Genomic DNA, 17,480 nt, shown 5'->3' on the forward strand with positions numbered 1-17,480 from the left:
AAACTCACTTTCATCGAACCGCCGCTACCGAGAAGAACGGCGGTTCTGCTACCCTTGCATTCCTGTTACTTGAGTTCCCAGTCGGTAACTTGACGTACTGCCGAATCTGCGTTCTTCAGGTCTGTCTCACCCATATTCAGCAAATTGCTCCACTGCTTTACACGATTCTTCCCGTTAGGAGGAGAGTTGTAGTCATTCGTATCCACAATCTTGGTCCGTTCCTTATAGAATTTGGTCATGAAAGTCTTCTCATCCGTGCTGCCTCCTGATTTACCCAAAAGCCCTTGTAGGGTCTCGGAGCCGCCTGTCGCTCCATGGTTCAGCGCTGCGTCCACAAAGGAACCAATCGTTAATGCCGAGTTAAAGCCTCGTTTGCGGGCCTGATCGACACTGTACTTAATATAGACATTGTAGAACGTTTTCCACATAGCCTCTCTCCACTCGGGATCATTTTGCAAATTGCCGATCTTTTTGCAGAAACTCTTTTCGCTTTCATTGATTTCGAGTATTTTCCCTTTCATCGAACCCTTGACACCGATCCGGGCCAGGGCGCCATTAACCGAAGGATTACTCGCGCCTTTGGCAGCGTCATATTCCTTGAACAGATCTGGACCGTCAGGACCGGTGTCATTTGAGCCGCCTGTAGTCGCACCAAATATTCCAATCGTATAACCGCGGTCATCATCAATATCTTCACAATATCCGTAAAACTTGGTCCAGTTCAGATCGTCCTGCTCCGGTTTATTGACAAGCATCATAATATTGTTCCACTGCTCACCATCCAGCCCTGTGTTGACACGCAAGAATTGAAGTGTTGACGGTGAGAAATTAGAATCAGGGTTCCCTGCCGCATAACTTATCTGTTGAGAGGCATTGGACAGAGAGCTATAAGAAAAAATAATTGAAAAGCTGAGCAGGATCAACAATGAAAATTTCATCTTCTTATAAACCTTATTATTCGTTGAATTAAGCACCGCAATCTCTCCCTTATTTTAATAGTATAAGCGCTTTAACTTTTGGCAGCAGGGAACCTTATGAACCTTATCCTCAAACATCTGAGTATGACACCCCTCCTTTTTCCAACACATGGTAAATTCTTTTCAAGCTTATCTCAAAAAGTTTGTCTGAACAGCACGTATTCTCTTGTAATTATTAAATTTTTATACATATATTGCTACATGCTGTTATTCAAGTCTACAATCCTCTTAGGAGGTGTTAAATGAAGCCGATATTTTATGAATCTACTCTTTTTGACATCAGCCGTAAGAAACAGATATATACCAGCATGCCTTCAAGCCACTATCATGATGCTTATGAGATTCTGTATTTAATATCAGGAGATTTTTATTACTTTATAGGGGACAGAACATACCAGGTTGCGGGTGGGACACTGCTATTTATGGATATTCACGAAAGGCACAAGCTGGTTAATTCCGGCTGCAATATGTATGAACGGGTTACACTGCTATTCAAGAAAGAATTCCTGCAGTATTTGTGCACCGAAGGTCAATGTGAGGAACTGCTCGAATTGTTCAAAAGTGATTACCGCGCTTTGAAGATGACCGGGAAGGATCAGTATTTCATTGAACAGCTTTTTCAGAAGATGATCCAGGAGGAGCAGAAGCAAGCCCGCGGCTATGAACAGTACCAACAAATTTTATTGGTGGAGTTGCTCATCAATCTTAATCGTAAACTGTTTGACAGCCTTACAGCTCCATTGGTGGAATCCAATCGTGCACACAAGAAAGTCCTGGACATCGTTAATTATGTAAATCAACATTATATGGAACCGCTTAAGCTCTGTGAGATTTCACGGCAATTCGATATAAGCTCTTCCTACCTTTGCCGAACCTTTAAAGAATCCACCGGGTTCAGCTTCATTGAATATATTAATAACATCCGTATTAAAGAAGCGCGTGATTTGCTGGTTGGCTCTTCTTTTAATGTAACTGAAATTGCGGGAATGGTTGGGTTTGATAACACCTCCCATTTCGGACGAACCTTCAAATTAATGATGGGCATCTCGCCGCTTTGCTTCCGCAAACAATTTAAGTCTTAATAGCAAAATCACTGGAATACCAATCATTAGAGAAAATAAAATGCCCAATCTCTCCCCGTCTATAGTATCGTACCCTGCCGACATAGTATAACGATAAAATATTAACATTCCGGTTAGTAAGATTACCTCATATACTCATTCGCCATTATGGATACCTTTTGAAAAATACCCATAATCGAGTAGGAGGGGGCGTCAAGCCCCCTACCTCTCACACCACCGTACGTACCGTTCGGTATATGACGGTGCATTATTGGTAGCCATTCTTCTCCTTATTACGTGCTTCATTCTTTTGATTCAAGGCAGTTATACACGGCTTTCGCTGTGGAATCGCAAATAATAGTGATTTATAGAATTTGACCACCCACCATCGTCCAGAGAACCTGAAATTCATCATCCAATAGGACCAGGTCAGCATCGAAACCAGAGGAAATTTCCCCCTTTTGTTGAAATCCAAGAATATTGGCCGGCGTAGTTGAAGCCATCTGTACGGCATCTATCAAGGGAATTCCGGTTTCGACAGTATAACGTAAGGCTTCATTCATGGTAACTGTACTGGAGGCCAGTGTTCCATCCTCCAGTCTTGCAATGCCACCCGATACCGTGACATGATGGCCTCCAAATAGATAATTCCCATCGCCCATACCCATTGCTTGTAAAGCATCTGTGATCAAGACCATTCCTTCCGGTCCTTTCAGGTTATGCATCAGTCGAATAATAGCAGGATGCAGATGGACATTATCCACAATAGCTTGAAGACTTACATGTTTCTCTTCAAAAGCAGCCACGATCAGACCCGGATCTCGATGATGGATCGGCCGCATGCCATTAAAACAATGCGTGACATGACTCGCACCTGATGTAAAGGCTTGTTTGGCTTCCTCATATGTGGCATCCGAATGAGCGATCGCTATAACTACTCCCTGTTCTTTCAAAAAGGAAATCAAGTCCATTCCTCCCGGCAGCTCGGGAGCAATAGTAACCATCTTAATGAGTGACCCTGCTTCCTGGAAAATGATCTTCATTTCTTCTATGTTGGGATGCCGCAAATACTTTTCATTCTGCATTCCTTTTCGCTTCGGGTTCAGATACGGTCCCTCTAAGTGAATCCCTGCGATCCTTGCTCCCACTTCTTGTCCTATTACACGCTTGACACTACGAATCATTTCCAGAAGATCCTCCATCGTAGAACTAACAGATGTAGCCAGAAATGAGGTACACCCCGTTGAAGCACATTGGCGTGAAACTTCTTGAATACTCTCTTCAGTACCGTCCATCATATCAAAGCCATTGGCACCGTGGATATGAACATCTATCATTCCAGGTACTAGCAAATGTCCTCTCCCATCAATCCGTTCATACTCTCCTTCTAGCGTAGGAAGATCACCTGTGTCTATCCTCATGATTTTCCCTTCAGAAATCCACACATTGGCTGATGGAACGATACGGTTGCGAAGTGCCATTTGTACATTATGCAAAATATAATACATAAAAACCCTCCTCTTCCCTATGGTTATCAGTCTTGCTTTTGAACCTCTTCATTTTCTTCCTGACACTCAATAACAGTGATGTTCTTCTGATCCAGAACTTCTCTGATCTCACTCGGGAGTTCCAGATTTGTGACTAAAATGTCAACGAAATCAAAGTCCAGCCGATGAATAGATTTGCCAATAAATTTTGTGTGATCGGCTACTACGATAACCTGATCAGATCTTCTGGCCATTTCTTTCTTTACCCGGGCATCTTCTTCATATGGATAATAGAGTCCATCAGACCGGATCGCCGATGCTCCAATGAAGGCTTTATCAGCACGAATTTCACTTAGTTTATCGATAATGGAAGAGCCATATAAAAAGCGGTGCTTTACATTCAAGTAACCACCGAGAATATAGATTTGAAGATCCTCTCGATTGGACAAGATCCCTACGTTATCAATCGAGTGCGTGACCACCGTGCAATTTTTTGCGCTAATTTGTTCCGCTACAAATTGCACCGTGGTTGATACGTCTAAAATCACAGTCTCATGATCTTGGATAAGTTTTGCCCCAAACTTCCCTATTTTTTTCTTACTCTCGGATTCATCAATCAAACGATCCTGATAAGACAGCATTTCTTTCTGTAACTCAGGTAACGATAGCCCCCCATGAGTTCGAATCACAACACCTTCTTGTACTAATCTAACAATATCCCTTCGTGCAGTATCCCTTGATACTTCAAACAGCGTACATATATCTGTAACACTCATCGATTGGTGTTGTTTCAAGTATTCGAGTATTTTTAACAATCTTTCCTCTTGATACACAATACTTGCACCTCCTTTTAAGTAATTATAAGTGTGATTTTTAGTTTTTGCAAGTAATTATAAGTAAATCTTAAGTTAGTTCAAGTATTTATTCCTAACCGTTCAATAAAAAAAGACGTTAGCCAGATGAATTTACATCCGTTAACGTCTTCATAAGTTAAGATTTACTGCTAAGAAAATTTTTTTGATTTTTCAATACAAAAACCCAGCCTTTTGATACAAATGAATTGCACCTTTATTCTTGTCTGACACATGTAAAGTCAATTGCTCAAACTCCGGATGATTATAAATGAAATCTTGAGCCCAACTAAGAACAAGCTGGCCAGTGCCTTGGTTTCGGCATGTCATATAAATAATGTAGATCCGATTCAAATAAGTTGGGTAGTTGAACCCTTTTTTCATAAAGATTTCTTGCATTTATTTGTTCTTCTTCTTTGAATTCAGTCCACTTCTTCATATGTCGAGTATCCAAAGTTTTAATTTGATAATTTGAGCCTGCATTACTTTGCATTTCATTGTGTTCCTTAAGCGTTTTCTGAATAAAGTGTTTAAGAACAATGAATTGCTCGATTTCAGATTCAATATCTTGTAAGGATTTTTCTAAAAGTTGATGATAATCAACGGGAGAGTAAGACATCATAGAGTCTTTGATTTGCTGGACAGGTATATTAATTTACGCAGAAGCAGAATTTGAGATAGCCGATAGTCTGCTTCGAAGATGGGTTCCATCACCATCTTGGCAGCCATTTGTATCACCCGGTCTGCGATGACAGGGATGCCGAGCGGACGCTTCTTGCCATCCGGTTTCGGAATCTCTTTCCGTCTCGCAGGCTGGGAACGATAGGTTCCGCTTCTCAGCTTGTTCCCCAGTTCTTCCACGAAGCGCTCGGCTCCGTATTCCTGAACGATGGTGTCCAGCGTCACTCCATCGACGCCACCACTGCCACCACTCGCCTTGACCTGTTTCCATGCTTCCCAAAGAATATCTTCTCGGTAAACCTTGTCATAAAGCGCATGAAACCGACGTCTCGGATATTCCTTGGCCGCCAGGTATAGTACGTTTTGAAGTTGTTGAGCTTTGACTTTGGTGTAGTTAGCCTTTTGGGCATTCACTGACTCTTACCTCCTTCGGTACGTGAACAAAAGCAGGGGTCCTTCCCTCCATGAGGTTGTGTTGTCCTCATTTCCACGGTACTATGTCCCCCTCCGACTCCCTTCCCGCAGCTCTCCACTTCACCTTTCGGGCTTATAGGTTCACTCTTTACGAAAAAAAACATCGTGCGGGGGAGGGTCTCCCTAGTTCCAGACCCAACTTTCTCCACATGCCGTTCCCCATACACCGGAGAGTTTTTTTGCGCTGCACTTCCAAGGGCTTCACGCGTTCCATGGCCTTCGCCCATATTTCCGAGAATCGGCTCTCTCTTGTCCTAAAAAAAGGTTCTTTTTGACGATGCGGCAGGATTCACTTCATGGTATTGCCTGTAGATTTGCTCGCACTTCCGTGGAAGTTACTTTGTCACGGGGCTTCAACCTTAGAATTTCTCCACCAGTTGCCCGTCAGCTACGAGGCGACTTGGCTCTTACCTCGACCAGACTTTCACCGGTTAGTTGTGTCTAGCTTGGCTAGACGCGCAAAATAGAAAAAAGCAGCCCTGAAACCTGAGCTGCCATATCTTCATTATGGGTTAAACAATCACGTCTTCTATCCTGCTCAGTCTTACAATCATTTTTGACTACACATATTCTACAGACCGTTATTTGTAATTACCTCTTTGTACCAGTAGAAGCTCTTCTTGCGTTTTCTCTCCAACGTTCCGTTACCGTCATTGTCCTGATCGACGTAGATAAAGCCATATCTTTTTTCCATCTCGGAGGAGGAATAACTAATCAGATCAATAATGCCCCAACTGGTGTAACCCATCAATTCGACCCCATCGAGAATAGCTTCATGCATCTGCTCCATATGGGAACGGAAATAATCGATCCGGTAATCATCCTGAATGCTGCCGTCTTCTTCAATCGTATCGACGGCTCCGATCCCATTTTCAACAATAAATAATGGCACTCCATAGCGACTATACAGCTCGTTCAGGGAAATACGCAGGCCTACCGGATCAATCTGCCAGCCCCAGTCATTGGTGTTCAGATAAGGGTTCTTTACACCCCCCGTGGTGTTACCGCTCACCTGCTCCAGTCTGTCCCCGTCGACACTCGATACAAGCGACATATAATAACTGAATGAAATAAAGTCCACCGTGTGCACTTTCAGAATCTCCTCGTCACCTTCCAGCATATCCAGTACGATCCCTTTTTCGGCAAACAATCTCTTCGTAAAGTATGGATACGCCCCACGGACTTGAACATCCGTGAACATGAGATTGAACTGATTGTCCCTGGAAGCCACCAATACATCTTCGGGATTACACGTATGGGCATATGTCGTCAACTTGGTAAGCATGCATCCGATCTGAGAACCGGGAATGATCTCATGACAATATTTCACCGCCAGGCTACTGGCCACAAATTGATGATGCAGCGCCTGATATACAGCTTGTTCCACGTTGTCAATACGATTTGGAACAATACCACCACTCGTAAACGGATGACGAACGATGCTGTCAATCTCATTAAAGGTAATCCAATATTTCACTTTATCTTTATATCGTTTGAACACCGTTTGGCAAAAGTGAACAAAATAATCGACCACTTTGCGATCCGTCCATCCCCCATGATGATTGACCAGATACATCGGCATCTCATAATGAGACAACGTAATCAGCGGTTCAATGCCCTGCTTTAACATGCCATCAATGACACGATCATAAAACTGTAAACCCGCCTCGTTGGGCTGCGTTTCATTCCCATTCGGGAAGATTCGTGTCCATGCAATGGACAAACGCAATGTTTTCAGTCCCATTTCCCCAAACAGCGCCAAATCTTCCTCATAACGATGGTAGAAATCAATGCCTCTGCGTTTCGGATATTCGCTGTCCGACGTCGATTCCATCGCTTCCTGAATCTGCTTTTCTGTAATCGCATTATGCTTTTTGTACTCACTCTTTGCCACACCTTTTCGATACATGGCGATATCCGCTGTAGACAGACCCTTGCCATCGACATTCCAGGCGCCTTCCGCCTGATTGGCTGCAATGGCTCCTCCCCATAAAAAACCTTCCGGGAACGTTCTCGTTGTATTTGTCATTGTGTATTCCTCCTTACTGGTTCTTACTTAATTGCGACTCATCACCCGATTGATATGAATGATAAGATACATCATCTCTTCGCTAGAGATGGTATGTTCGAATCGGGCTTCAATGTAATCCTTGATCAGCAGCACACATGCTTCTTCCTGCGGGTACTTGTTTGCAATCTGATCAAACAGCTCATGATCTTGCGTATTTAACGTTTTATGTTCAAACAGCCGCTGGATAAAGAACTGCAAATGGGTTAAAAAGCGTGAATAGTTAATGCTGTGTGTATCCAGCTCCACCTGATAATGAATTTTAATAATATTGAGTACATCCTTAACCGTACCCGTCATCAGCATGACCTGATTCATATTGTCATCATTCTGCTGGGCGTTGACGAGATGAAAGGCGATATTCGCCGCTTCCTCTTCAGGCAAGGAGAGACCAAGTTGAGTGTGAATGAGAGACAGGCCCTGCATGCCAATGCTGAATTCCTGTGGATAGAACTTCTTTACTTCCCACAGCATGCGATTCTGGATGGTCATACTTTCCTTGAACCGTTTAGTCGCCATATACAAGTGATCCGTTAACGAGACGTAGAGATGGTCGCTCAGATGTCGGGACAACGTATGTTTGGCGTAGGATATGATTTCGTCAGCCAGAATCAGATATTCTTTTGGCGTTTCCTTCATCAGCGCAGTGAGATCCGAAGAGATGGTTTCATTTTCAAGTACATACACCTTCTCAATCTCGTTTTCATTCACGACATCTCCAGATTTGCTCTTGAAGCCGATGCCCTTGCCCATCACAATAATTTCCTTATCGTCCTCGCCACGTTTGGCGAGAACAACGCTCGAGTTCAGTATTTTTACGACTTCCATATCGGGCTGCCTGCCTCTCATTCATATTTCAGCGGTTATAACACCGTAATTAATGGTTTTTCCGGTCCCGTTATTGGTGATGATTCATTACCCAGTACCTCCAGATAATCCGAGGAGTTGGTCACAATTACGGGAGTCGTGGTGTCATAACCTGCGGCTTGTATTGCTGCAAGATCAAACTCCATCAGGAGTTGACCATGGGAGATTGGTTCTCTTTCGTTTACTTTCACATCAAAATGCTGACCTTTCAATTTAACAGTATCCAGTCCTACATGAATCAGAAGCTCCACCCCATCCACAGACTTTAACCCAATGGAATGTTTGGTGCGGAATACCGTCTCAACAGTTCCGTCAAACGGGGCAAACACTTTGCCTATGCTTGGCTGAATCGCCATACCTTGTCCCATTGCCTCTTGGGAAAAAGCCTCATCCTTCACTTCTCTTAAGGGAAGAATTGTACCTTCCAGTGGAGAAAACACCATTTTTTTCGATTTGATTCCGTTGGAAGGCTTGATCTCATGCTTTTTTTCCCCTGAAGCTATTGAAGACTCTGTTGCGAGAACTGCTGCGGGAACAACATCCTGAAATCCGATAACATACACAGCTATAAACGCAATACTAGCGGAAATCAGCATGGTAATAATCGCATAGATAATGTTCATGTTGTCTTCACTGATAAACATGGGCATGGATGCAATCCCCGGCCCCACAGCGGCATACGCCTTGAGACTCACGATACCTGCGAACAAGCCCCCGATACCTGCACCGATCATACACGCAAAAAGTGTTTTCTTGAGTCTTAAATGTACTCCGTACAAAGCTGGTTCCGTGATTCCAAATACCCCGGAGATGCCCGCAGACAGTGCGACTTGTTTAAGCTTCACATCCTTGGTTTTGAACGATACCGCCAGCGCTCCAGCTCCCTGCGCCATATTAGATGCCAGCATGGCGACCAGGACCAGTGTCTCGTAACCAGGTGAAGCAAGTGCTGCAAAAATAATCGGATAAAACACTTTGTGCATACCGAACATCACAATCAGCGGCATCAATATAGCCATAATCACGACAGTTAACCAGCCAATCTTGTCCTGAATCCAGTAAATGAGGTTGGACATGCCTGTACCAAGGTACATGCCAAGTGGACCAAGTGCAATTAAGGCGACTGGAGCCACGATAAGAATGACGATCAATGGTTTAAGGAAAATCTTAACGGGTCCCGGGGAGATCTTGTCCGCGAAACGCTCAATATAGGACATAAACCAGACGGTTAAAATAATTGGCACAACTGACGTTGCATATTGAACCGAAGCCACAGGTAATCCGATAAAGGACACCGGGTCTTCACCGCCAAGCAATCCGATCATGTTAGGGTGTAACATTATGCCTGCGAAAAGGACAGCTACAAAAGGGTTGGTCTTAAATTTATTGGCACTGGAATAAGCCAGCAGGACCGGAAGAAAATAAAAGGCTGCATCCGACATGACACTCAAGACGGTGTACATCTGGCTTTCTTTGGACATCAGCCCGGTCACCGTTGCCAACAATAACAAGGCTTTCAGCATTCCTGAAGCTGCAATGGCCGGGATAATCGGCTGGAAAATGCCTGCAATCACACTGGCAAAGGTATTAAACAGACCTTTCGGACTGTAATCTGCTTTTTTCTTTTCCTGAACCTCACCGGATTGCTGAGTATCCACCATCTTGGCAAGTTCGTTGTATACGTATCCGACATCATTGCCGATGATTACCTGGTATTGCCCGCCACTGTTCACTGCGCCGATGACGCCATCCAGGTTTTTGATTTCGGCCGTTTTCGCTACATCGGGATTCTTCAAAGTAAGTCTGAGCCTGGTGGAGCAATGAATTGCCGTGTTGATATTATCATTGCCACCAACCAGCTCCATAATCGATTGGGCTAATTGCTTGTGATTCATGGTGCACCTCCGCCTTTTTTCTGCTGGGAACAAAAAAAGACCTAAATAGGGTAGGAAAAGGACTCTTCCCACCCAATCTAGGTCTTGCCTGCCGAACAGTAACACGCCATCGTTGGATGAACATTATTCAATTATATATACGAAAAGAATATGAATAGTTGAACTTCATCGTACTGAAAAAGAATACATCTGAAAACGATTTTCTTGTTATACCCGGGTAAGTTTAAACCATTAAGCGTTTTCAGACACAGTATATCAGCTCTTTTTATGCAGTGCAAGCGTTTCAGCAAAAATAATGATTTCTTCATCTCTAGTGATATAATGATGGCATAACGAAAGGAATGACGTGTGGATATGGAATTCAGACAACTTCAATATACGCTGCAAATCGCGGCAGAGCGAAACTTCTCCCGGGCAGCCGAGAAGCTGCACATCGCCCAGCCTTCTTTAAGTCAGCAGCTATCCAAACTTGAAAAGGAACTGGGCGTACTGCTATTCCAGCGTAATACCAGCAGCGTGGAGCTGACCCATGCAGGGGTGACTTTTGTAGAGCAGGCACAAAAAATCATTGATGCAGTCGAGCTGCTTAGACAGGAAATGTCGGACATTTCCCAGCTGCGTAAAGGTAAAGTCGTTGTAGGTAGCATGCCGATCACTGGCTCCCACCTACTTCCGCATGTGCTTCCCGCATTCCAGCAAGCCTACCCCGAGATTGAAGTAACCTTGCTGGAAGACTCCGGGCTTACACTTGAAAAGTTGACGGCTAGTGGCAAGGCTGACTTAAGCCTGCTCTCTCTCCCATTGCAGGAGCCAAGCCTATCTTATGTAACGATTGGTGAAGAGCGAATTGATCTGGCTGTTCCCCCAAATCACCCTTTGGCACGCAGAGGAGATCCGAAACATCCGCTCCCAGTAAGGATGGAAGAGCTTCGCGATGAACCATTTGTTGTACTGAAGAAAGGACAGGGCTTCCGCAAACTTACATTTGATCTGTGTGAGGAAGCCGGATTTGATCCCAATGTGGTGTTTGAGAGTACGAACATCGAAACGCTACAGTCACTAGTCGCTACAGGTATGGGTATTACGCTGGTTCCGCGCTTTATTGCCCGTGCTCCCCGCAGTGAATTCGTGCCTGTATATGTCCCGCTGGCCGAGCCAACTCCCAGCCGTACCCTTGTAGTTGCATACCGCCAAGGACGGATTCTCTCCAAAGCCGCGGAAGCATTCATTCATACCTTTCAACAAACTGTTGCTGAACTCTCTCAAGGAGAATAATTTGGAACGATCACCGTATTGGCTGCCACCCATGCACTAAAATAAACAAAGGCTTGACCCATAAGGGCCAAGCCTTTGTTCTATACTCGTCTCCCGCATCCGCAGGATAAAGTTCTTACATGAGATTAGCAATACATCGTTACAGTACCATGTTACTGATATCATTATTGAAATGTTAACGTAAAAACGTACATATGAGAATTTCAAGTTTGTCGGTTTATTTTCGCAAATTACGTTCACTCGTCAGCCTGTTCTGTTGATTCACAAGGCGGCCTTCATCCTGAACAGATTGTTCAGGGGGTGATAGCCCTCCTGCCCCATTCTCTAAGAATGGCCTCAAGTGATCTACCCTAGTGTTTTCCTGTTCCAGTCTCCTGAGCGTATCTTTCACATGGTTGTCCATTGATTGATCATCCTCCTTGGTGACGGGATAGTTATCATTACCCGCCTCCCGGATCACGAAACACTTTACTGGAAAATTACAGATTTTATTTGCTGCCAAAATAAATGCCAGGTCTGCGGTCTTCAAACACCGGAATGCGGCCGCGAACCTCATCCACCAGCGAAGGGCGGATAAATCCAGTCACGATCTCTTCTCCTTCTCCACCTTCAGCCACAATTTCACCCCACGGATCAATAATGAGGGAATGTCCGAAAAATTCGGTTTCTCCGCCTTTTCCTACACGGTTGCACGCAATGACGTACATCTGATTCTCGATCGCCCTTGCTGTTAATAATGTCCGCCAGTGGTTCAAACGAGGATTCGGCCATTCAGCGGGTACGATTAATGCTTTGGCCCCGTTCAAGGCAAGCGTGCGGGCCAGCTCAGGAAAACGAATATCGTAACAGATTGAAGCTCCTGCGGTAAGACCATTCTCCAGCTCGAATATTTCCGGTTCTGCACCAGGCTGCAAATACTTCTCTTCATCCATCAGGCGGAACAAATGTAATTTATCATAACGTGTTACCTGTTTGCCTTCGCTATTATAGGCATACATTGTATTGTAAATTTGGCCATCACGTTTCTCCGCAATAGATCCGCCGACGATAGAAATTCGATGTTTTTGGGCAAAAGCCGCAAGCCATTCCCTTGATTTCTGTCCTTCCGGGTCAGCAAGCTCATGAATTTGTTCTAATGCATAGCCCGTATTCCACATTTCGGGCAGTACAGCCAGCCCCAGATCGGGATACTGTTCTACCGCTCCTTCAAGTAAAAACTGCATATGCTTATGGTTGGCCTCAGGATCTCCGAGCTGAATATCGCCCTGAATCAGGACCACACGCATTTCCCCTTGTTGTTGCTCTGTCATGATAAGCACTCCTCTGAACCGTAATATTTGTAATCATAGCTTGATCATCCAAACGTCTGCAACCTGTTTTCAAGATGAACTCCTACGTAACAATTTGGGCAACAAAGTCAACAATCGGTTGTTGGTCATAGCATCGCCCAAGTTCCATGTGAGTTCTTCCACTCCGTACACCTGCCCCTTCTTTACAGCCGGAAGAGCTCTCCAGCTTGAACTTTGCATCAACTTCTCTGTGGCCTGCCTTGCAACGCTCTCTTCAGGAAGCAATACAAATATATGGTCGCCCGCATACTGGCGAACCGCTTCAGATGATATCTGCTTATAGGCTCTGCCCGCGGCGAGCGCTTCCTTCACTTTCGTAACCGGTCTGAACCCCATCGGATGGTATAACAGCGAAGCCAGTCCGATATTGCCCACTGAAATACCTCATTTCACTTTTGTACAAAAACTCAACTATTGGCTCCATCCAAGTATTCATGAAGTGTTTTCCCCCTATACAGCTCGGGATTGACGTGATAAATTAATGAGTACTATATTGCCATCTTTAATAACCGGAGTGATGTATAGCATGACTAATCAGCCTAACCTATCGGGTCGTTCAGCCTTTACCATACCTACATCCGATGTAATGACACAGCTTCCAACGCAATTTTTTGCTACCCTTGTTCAAAATGTAAACCGCGAAATTGCAAGTGGTCACGACGTAATCAATTTGGGTCAGGGGAACCCGGATACACCTACACAGCCCCACATTGTTAAAGCACTGCAAGCGTCAGCAGAGAACCCGCTCTATCACAAATATTCACCTTTTAGCGGGCATGCTTTCCTCAAGGAAGCTGTTGCAAAACGTTACAAGGAAGATTACAACGTGGACCTGGACCCGGAAACGGAAGTTGCGATTTTGTTTGGAGGAAAAACAGGTTTAGTCCAGTTGCCTCAGGTATTGCTCAATCCAGGTGATGTATGTCTCGTGCCTGATCCAGGTTACCCGGATTATTGGTCCGGTGTCGCACTGGCGAAAGCGCACATGTCTTTTATGCCCCTACTGGAGTCCAATGCATTCCTGCCTGATTATGAAGCAATCTCTATCGAAGAACGGGAAAAGGCCAAGCTGATGTTCCTGAACTATCCCAACAATCCAACATCGGCCACCGCCCCGCTTTCCTTCTATGAAGATACGGTAGAGTTCGCTATTCAAAATAAAATCGTCGTAGCCAGTGACTTCGCCTATGGTGCGATCGGATTTGATGGACATCGGCCAGTGAGCTTTTTGCAGGCACCAGGTGCCAAAGAAGTGGGCATTGAGTTCTATACGTTATCCAAAACGTACAACATGGCGGGTTGGCGTGTCGGTTTCGCCCTGGGCAACGCGGATATTATCTCCAAAATTAATCTGCTGCAGGATCATATCTACGTGAGTCTCTTCGGAGGCATCCAGGCCGCTGCTGCGGTAGCACTGACCTCTTCCCAGGAATGTGTCACTTCGCTGGTTGCACGCTATGAATCACGTCGCGACGCTTTCTATGACGCACTCTCATCCATCGGCTGGCAGGCCACCAAATCAGGTGGTTCCTTCTTCAGTTGGCTGCCTGTACCCGCTGGCTTTACTTCGACGTCCTTTGCAGATGTGTTACTGCGTGAAGCAAAGGTCGCGGTCGCACCGGGTATTGGTTTCGGTTCACATGGTGAGGGCTATGTGCGTGCAGGACTGCTAAGTGATGAAGATCGATTAAGGGAAGCTGCGCAGCGGATTGGCAAGCTGAATTTATTCAAGTAATTTACAGGTGTATAACCCCTTTGCATCTGCCAAGTTTCCATGGTATGTTATAAGGAAATATTGAACGAAACGTGATGACGGGACCAGTACGAGAGGATCAGCCGCGCCCAGAGAGTAAATTCCATCGGGCTGCAAGAATTTACCGCGGCTTCTCTCCGAACCCTACCCCTGAGCGGCCTGTGATGCACAGGACAGTGCCTTCTGTTACAGGGCATGAAGCCGGATGATCCAATCATCAATAAAGGTGGTACCGCGGAAGTAACGAACTTTCGTCCTTTTTAACTAAAAGGGCGGGAGTTTTTTTTGTACCCAACGGTCTGCTCCAGGGTCAATCATTAATATTGTTTAAGGAAGTGAAAACATGACCTCACGTATTGTAGTTAAGATCGGAAGCAGTTCGCTTACTACGGAAGAAGGCGGGCTCGATCGCAGTGCCATTACATTTTTTGCTGGAGAAATTGCTGCCTTGGCTGAACAAGGCCATGAGGTTCTTCTGGTCACTTCGGGAGCGGTAGCTGCCGGATTCCGGGAGATCGGTTACCCCCAGCGTCCCAAGCAGCTGCATGAAAAACAAGCCGCAGCGGCTGTTGGTCAAGCTTTGCTGATGCAGGCATATCAACAGGCTTTTGCAGCGCACCGCGTTACTACAGCGCAAATTCTGCTCACCCGTACTGACTTTCATAGCCGAAAACGTATGGGTAACGCGGGGATGACCGTGGAAGAGCTGCTCAAGCAGCGGGTCATTCCAATCTTTAACGAGAATGATACCGTATCTGTTGATGAATTGAAGTTTGGAGATAACGATCTGCTGTCTGCTTTGGTGGCAAATCTGGTCAAGGCACAGCACCTGGTCATTCTAACAGATACCAACGGCCTCTACACGGCTGATCCACGCAAAGATCCAGCTGCCGTACGTTATGACCGTATCCCGGAAATTACAGCAGAAATCTATGCCTATGCCGGCGGTTCAGGATCATCTGTAGGCACGGGTGGGATGCGATCCAAGGTCGATGCAGCCAAAGTGGCAACGCGTGGAGGTGTGCCTGTCTTTGTGGGCAGTGTGAAGGAACCTGGAGATATGCAAAAAGCAGTTGATGGGACCGGAAAAGGAACGTATTTCGAGACTCGTCTTGCCGCTCTCTCTCGTAAAAAGCAATGGCTTGGTTTCATGTCTACACCGCTCGGTACCGTGGTTGTGGATAATGGTGCCGAAGAAGCACTGGTCCATGGTGGTCATAGTCTCCTGCCTGTAGGCGTCAAGCGCGTACTGGGCACCTTCCACGCCGGAGACGTTGTAGAGGTACTGGGTATGGACGATACCCTGCTCGGTCGTGGCATTGTCAATTATGACGATGACCAGTTGCGGCTCATTGCAGGACTGCCAAGTGGCGAAGTGATGAAGCAGTTGAACAGCATCCATCGACTTGAGGTTATTCACCGGGACGAGTGGATTACGTTAAAATAGACACTTTTATATACGGGAGGAATTTATGATGAGTGAAGTCAGAGAAAAAGCGAGCAAGGCCCAAGCCGTGGTTCCGCAGTTGAATCGACTAAGCACAGAACAAAAAAATAGCGCGCTGCTGGTCATGGCAGACGCATTGATTGCCCAAGCGGATTCCATTATTGCAGCAAACGCGGATGATCTGGAACGTGGCAGACAGCAAGGCACCCCAGAATCGATGCTGGATCGCCTCGCTCTGAACAAAGATCGTATCGCCGGCATCGCTGAAGGGCTGCGTCAGATTGTAGACCTGCAGGACCCTGTTGGTGAAGTGCTGGAGACATTCACTCGTCCAAACGGATTGCATGTTGAAAAATTAAGAGTGCCTATCGGTCTGATTGGCATCATCTATGAGGCCCGTCCAAATGTTACAGTAGATGCAGCCGGACTCTGCCTCAAAACAGGCAATGCTGTACTTCTACGAGGCGGCTCCTCTGCCCTCTCCTCTAATCGCAAAATTGTGGAGGTATTGCATCAGGCACTGGCAACAACAGACATGCCCGCTGACGCCTTGCAGCTTGTTGAGGATGCAGACCGCTCCTCCGTGGACGAAATGCTCAAGTTGAACGGACTGCTGGACGTCATCATCCCGCGCGGCGGGGCTTCACTGATCCGCAATGTGGTCGCCAATGCAACAGTGCCTGTGATCGAAACCGGCGCAGGTATCTGTCATACCTATGTGGATGAATCTGCTGATCCAGTCATGGCAGCAGAGATTGCTATTAATGCCAAGGCACAGCGTCCATCCGTGTGCAACTCCATGGAAACCTTGTTGCTGCACGATGCTTACGCGGAGGAGCATCTACCGGCTCTGGCCGAACAACTTCGTGAGGCAAATGTCTTGTTGAAGGGTTGTGACACGGTGCGCCGTCTGGTTCCCTCTGCCCTTCCTGTGACGGAAGAAGATTATGCGACAGAATATAATGATTATATTTTAAATATCCGTGTGGTTCAGAATCTGGATGAAGCGATGCAGCATATCGCACGTTATGGCACGAAGCATTCAGAGTGTATTGTCACCCGGGATACCACCCGTGCAGAACGTTTTTTACATGATGTAGATGCAGCCGCTGTATACCATAATGCTTCCACACGTTTCACAGACGGATTTGAATTCGGCTATGGAGCTGAAATTGGGATCAGTACCCAGAAGCTGCATGCTCGTGGACCTATGGGTCTGCCTGCACTGACGTCAACCAAATATCGTATTACTGGCAATGGACAAATCCGGCAATAATTTCGCAGCTACAGTTATA

General features: G+C 45.8%; 16 protein-coding genes. 5 read left to right on the forward strand and 11 right to left on the reverse strand.

Annotated features, from left to right (window positions below; genetic code table 11):
• Positions 1 to 65 precede the first annotated feature (65 nt).
• Positions 66 to 938, reverse strand: coding sequence for a chitosanase (locus P364_RS0113245; RefSeq protein WP_029880974.1), 873 nt, complete (start codon positions 936 to 938; stop codon positions 66 to 68).
• A 281-nt stretch (positions 939 to 1,219) separates the two neighbouring features.
• Here P364_RS0113245 and P364_RS0113250 point away from each other — a divergent pair, with 281 nt between their 5' ends.
• Complete coding sequence (locus tag P364_RS0113250; protein WP_024630595.1) at positions 1,220 to 2,059, forward strand: AraC family transcriptional regulator; 840 nt, start codon at positions 1,220 to 1,222, stop codon at positions 2,057 to 2,059.
• Between the two features lie 344 nt (positions 2,060 to 2,403).
• Here P364_RS0113250 and nagA read toward each other — a convergent pair whose 3' ends face one another.
• From nagA to P364_RS0113285, 7 genes are all read right to left on the reverse strand, one after another.
• A complete protein-coding gene (gene nagA / locus P364_RS0113255) occupies positions 2,404 to 3,546 on the reverse strand; it encodes an N-acetylglucosamine-6-phosphate deacetylase (protein ID WP_024630596.1) in 1,143 nt (380 codons plus the stop codon).
• A 26-nt stretch (positions 3,547 to 3,572) separates the two neighbouring features.
• Positions 3,573 to 4,358, reverse strand: coding sequence for a DeoR/GlpR family DNA-binding transcription regulator (locus tag P364_RS0113260; protein WP_024630597.1), 786 nt, complete (start codon positions 4,356 to 4,358; stop codon positions 3,573 to 3,575).
• 192 nt (positions 4,359 to 4,550) lie between these two features.
• Positions 4,551 to 4,775, reverse strand: a complete 225-nt coding sequence (locus P364_RS38715; protein ID WP_081717974.1) for a GNAT family N-acetyltransferase — start codon at positions 4,773 to 4,775, stop codon at positions 4,551 to 4,553.
• Between the two features lie 219 nt (positions 4,776 to 4,994).
• Positions 4,995 to 5,471 (reverse strand): hypothetical protein, encoded by a 477-nt coding sequence (locus P364_RS35310; protein WP_052016615.1) that lies wholly within the window; start codon positions 5,469 to 5,471, stop codon positions 4,995 to 4,997.
• A 631-nt stretch (positions 5,472 to 6,102) separates the two neighbouring features.
• Positions 6,103 to 7,560 carry a glycoside hydrolase family 1 protein gene (locus tag P364_RS0113275; protein WP_024630598.1) on the reverse strand — a complete coding sequence of 486 codons (1,458 nt, stop codon included), beginning with the start codon at positions 7,558 to 7,560 and terminating at the stop codon, positions 6,103 to 6,105.
• A 27-nt stretch (positions 7,561 to 7,587) separates the two neighbouring features.
• Complete coding sequence (licT, locus tag P364_RS0113280) at positions 7,588 to 8,427, reverse strand: BglG family transcription antiterminator LicT (protein WP_024630599.1); 840 nt, start codon at positions 8,425 to 8,427, stop codon at positions 7,588 to 7,590.
• Positions 8,428 to 8,462: 35 nt separating this feature from the next.
• The gene (locus P364_RS0113285) at positions 8,463 to 10,361 is read right to left on the reverse strand and encodes a beta-glucoside-specific PTS transporter subunit IIABC (RefSeq protein ID WP_024630600.1); all 1,899 of its coding nucleotides are present in this window, start codon (positions 10,359 to 10,361) and stop codon (positions 8,463 to 8,465) included.
• 354 nt (positions 10,362 to 10,715) lie between these two features.
• Between P364_RS0113285 and P364_RS0113290 the strand changes: the two genes are divergently transcribed.
• Positions 10,716 to 11,636, forward strand: a complete 921-nt coding sequence (locus tag P364_RS0113290; protein WP_024630601.1) for a LysR family transcriptional regulator — start codon at positions 10,716 to 10,718, stop codon at positions 11,634 to 11,636.
• A 217-nt stretch (positions 11,637 to 11,853) separates the two neighbouring features.
• Here the strand turns inward: P364_RS0113290 and P364_RS0113295 are convergent, their stop codons facing one another.
• From P364_RS0113295 to P364_RS0113305, 3 genes are all read right to left on the reverse strand, one after another.
• Positions 11,854 to 12,039: a hypothetical protein gene (locus P364_RS0113295; RefSeq protein ID WP_024630602.1), complete on the reverse strand. Its 186-nt coding sequence runs from the start codon at positions 12,037 to 12,039 to the stop codon at positions 11,854 to 11,856.
• A gap of 85 nt (positions 12,040 to 12,124) precedes the next feature.
• On the reverse strand, positions 12,125 to 12,946 hold the full coding sequence (locus tag P364_RS0113300) for a carbon-nitrogen family hydrolase (RefSeq protein ID WP_024630603.1): 822 nt from the start codon (positions 12,944 to 12,946) through the stop codon (positions 12,125 to 12,127).
• Between the two features lie 69 nt (positions 12,947 to 13,015).
• Positions 13,016 to 13,360 (reverse strand): ABC transporter substrate-binding protein, encoded by a 345-nt coding sequence (locus P364_RS0113305; protein ID WP_024630604.1) that lies wholly within the window; start codon positions 13,358 to 13,360, stop codon positions 13,016 to 13,018.
• 151 nt (positions 13,361 to 13,511) lie between these two features.
• Between P364_RS0113305 and P364_RS0113310 the strand changes: the two genes are divergently transcribed.
• From P364_RS0113310 to P364_RS0113320, 3 genes are all read left to right on the forward strand, one after another.
• Positions 13,512 to 14,720 (forward strand): pyridoxal phosphate-dependent aminotransferase, encoded by a 1,209-nt coding sequence (locus P364_RS0113310; RefSeq protein WP_024630605.1) that lies wholly within the window; start codon positions 13,512 to 13,514, stop codon positions 14,718 to 14,720.
• A gap of 361 nt (positions 14,721 to 15,081) precedes the next feature.
• The gene (gene proB, locus P364_RS0113315; RefSeq protein ID WP_024630606.1) at positions 15,082 to 16,185 is read left to right on the forward strand and encodes a glutamate 5-kinase; all 1,104 of its coding nucleotides are present in this window, start codon (positions 15,082 to 15,084) and stop codon (positions 16,183 to 16,185) included.
• Positions 16,186 to 16,213: 28 nt separating this feature from the next.
• On the forward strand, positions 16,214 to 17,461 hold the full coding sequence (locus P364_RS0113320) for a glutamate-5-semialdehyde dehydrogenase (protein WP_024630607.1): 1,248 nt from the start codon (positions 16,214 to 16,216) through the stop codon (positions 17,459 to 17,461).
• Positions 17,462 to 17,480: the final 19 nt, after the last annotated feature.

The sequence above is a fragment of the Paenibacillus sp. MAEPY2 genome, from assembly GCF_000499205.1.
GTDB classification, from domain to species: domain Bacteria; phylum Bacillota; class Bacilli; order Paenibacillales; family Paenibacillaceae; genus Paenibacillus; species Paenibacillus vandeheii.

Bases quoted from the DNA above. Each gene is read 5' to 3' on its own strand.
- P364_RS0113245 (WP_029880974.1), bottom strand. From the start codon at position 938: ATGAAATTTTCATTGTTGATCCTGCTCAGCTTTTCAATTATTTTTTCT.
- P364_RS0113250 (WP_024630595.1), top strand. From the start codon at position 1,220: ATGAAGCCGATATTTTATGAATCTACTCTTTTTGACATCAGCCGTAAG.
- nagA (WP_024630596.1), bottom strand. From the start codon at position 3,546: ATGTATTATATTTTGCATAATGTACAAATGGCACTTCGCAACCGTATC.
- P364_RS38715 (WP_081717974.1), bottom strand. From the start codon at position 4,775: ATGCAAGAAATCTTTATGAAAAAAGGGTTCAACTACCCAACTTATTTG.
- P364_RS0113275 (WP_024630598.1), bottom strand. From the start codon at position 7,560: ATGACAAATACAACGAGAACGTTCCCGGAAGGTTTTTTATGGGGAGGA.
- licT (WP_024630599.1), bottom strand. From the start codon at position 8,427: ATGGAAGTCGTAAAAATACTGAACTCGAGCGTTGTTCTCGCCAAACGT.
- P364_RS0113285 (WP_024630600.1), bottom strand. From the start codon at position 10,361: ATGAATCACAAGCAATTAGCCCAATCGATTATGGAGCTGGTTGGTGGC.
- P364_RS0113290 (WP_024630601.1), top strand. From the start codon at position 10,716: ATGGAATTCAGACAACTTCAATATACGCTGCAAATCGCGGCAGAGCGA.
- P364_RS0113295 (WP_024630602.1), bottom strand. From the start codon at position 12,039: ATGGACAACCATGTGAAAGATACGCTCAGGAGACTGGAACAGGAAAAC.
- P364_RS0113300 (WP_024630603.1), bottom strand. From the start codon at position 12,946: ATGACAGAGCAACAACAAGGGGAAATGCGTGTGGTCCTGATTCAGGGC.
- P364_RS0113310 (WP_024630605.1), top strand. From the start codon at position 13,512: ATGACTAATCAGCCTAACCTATCGGGTCGTTCAGCCTTTACCATACCT.
- proB (WP_024630606.1), top strand. From the start codon at position 15,082: ATGACCTCACGTATTGTAGTTAAGATCGGAAGCAGTTCGCTTACTACG.
- P364_RS0113320 (WP_024630607.1), top strand. From the start codon at position 16,214: ATGAGTGAAGTCAGAGAAAAAGCGAGCAAGGCCCAAGCCGTGGTTCCG.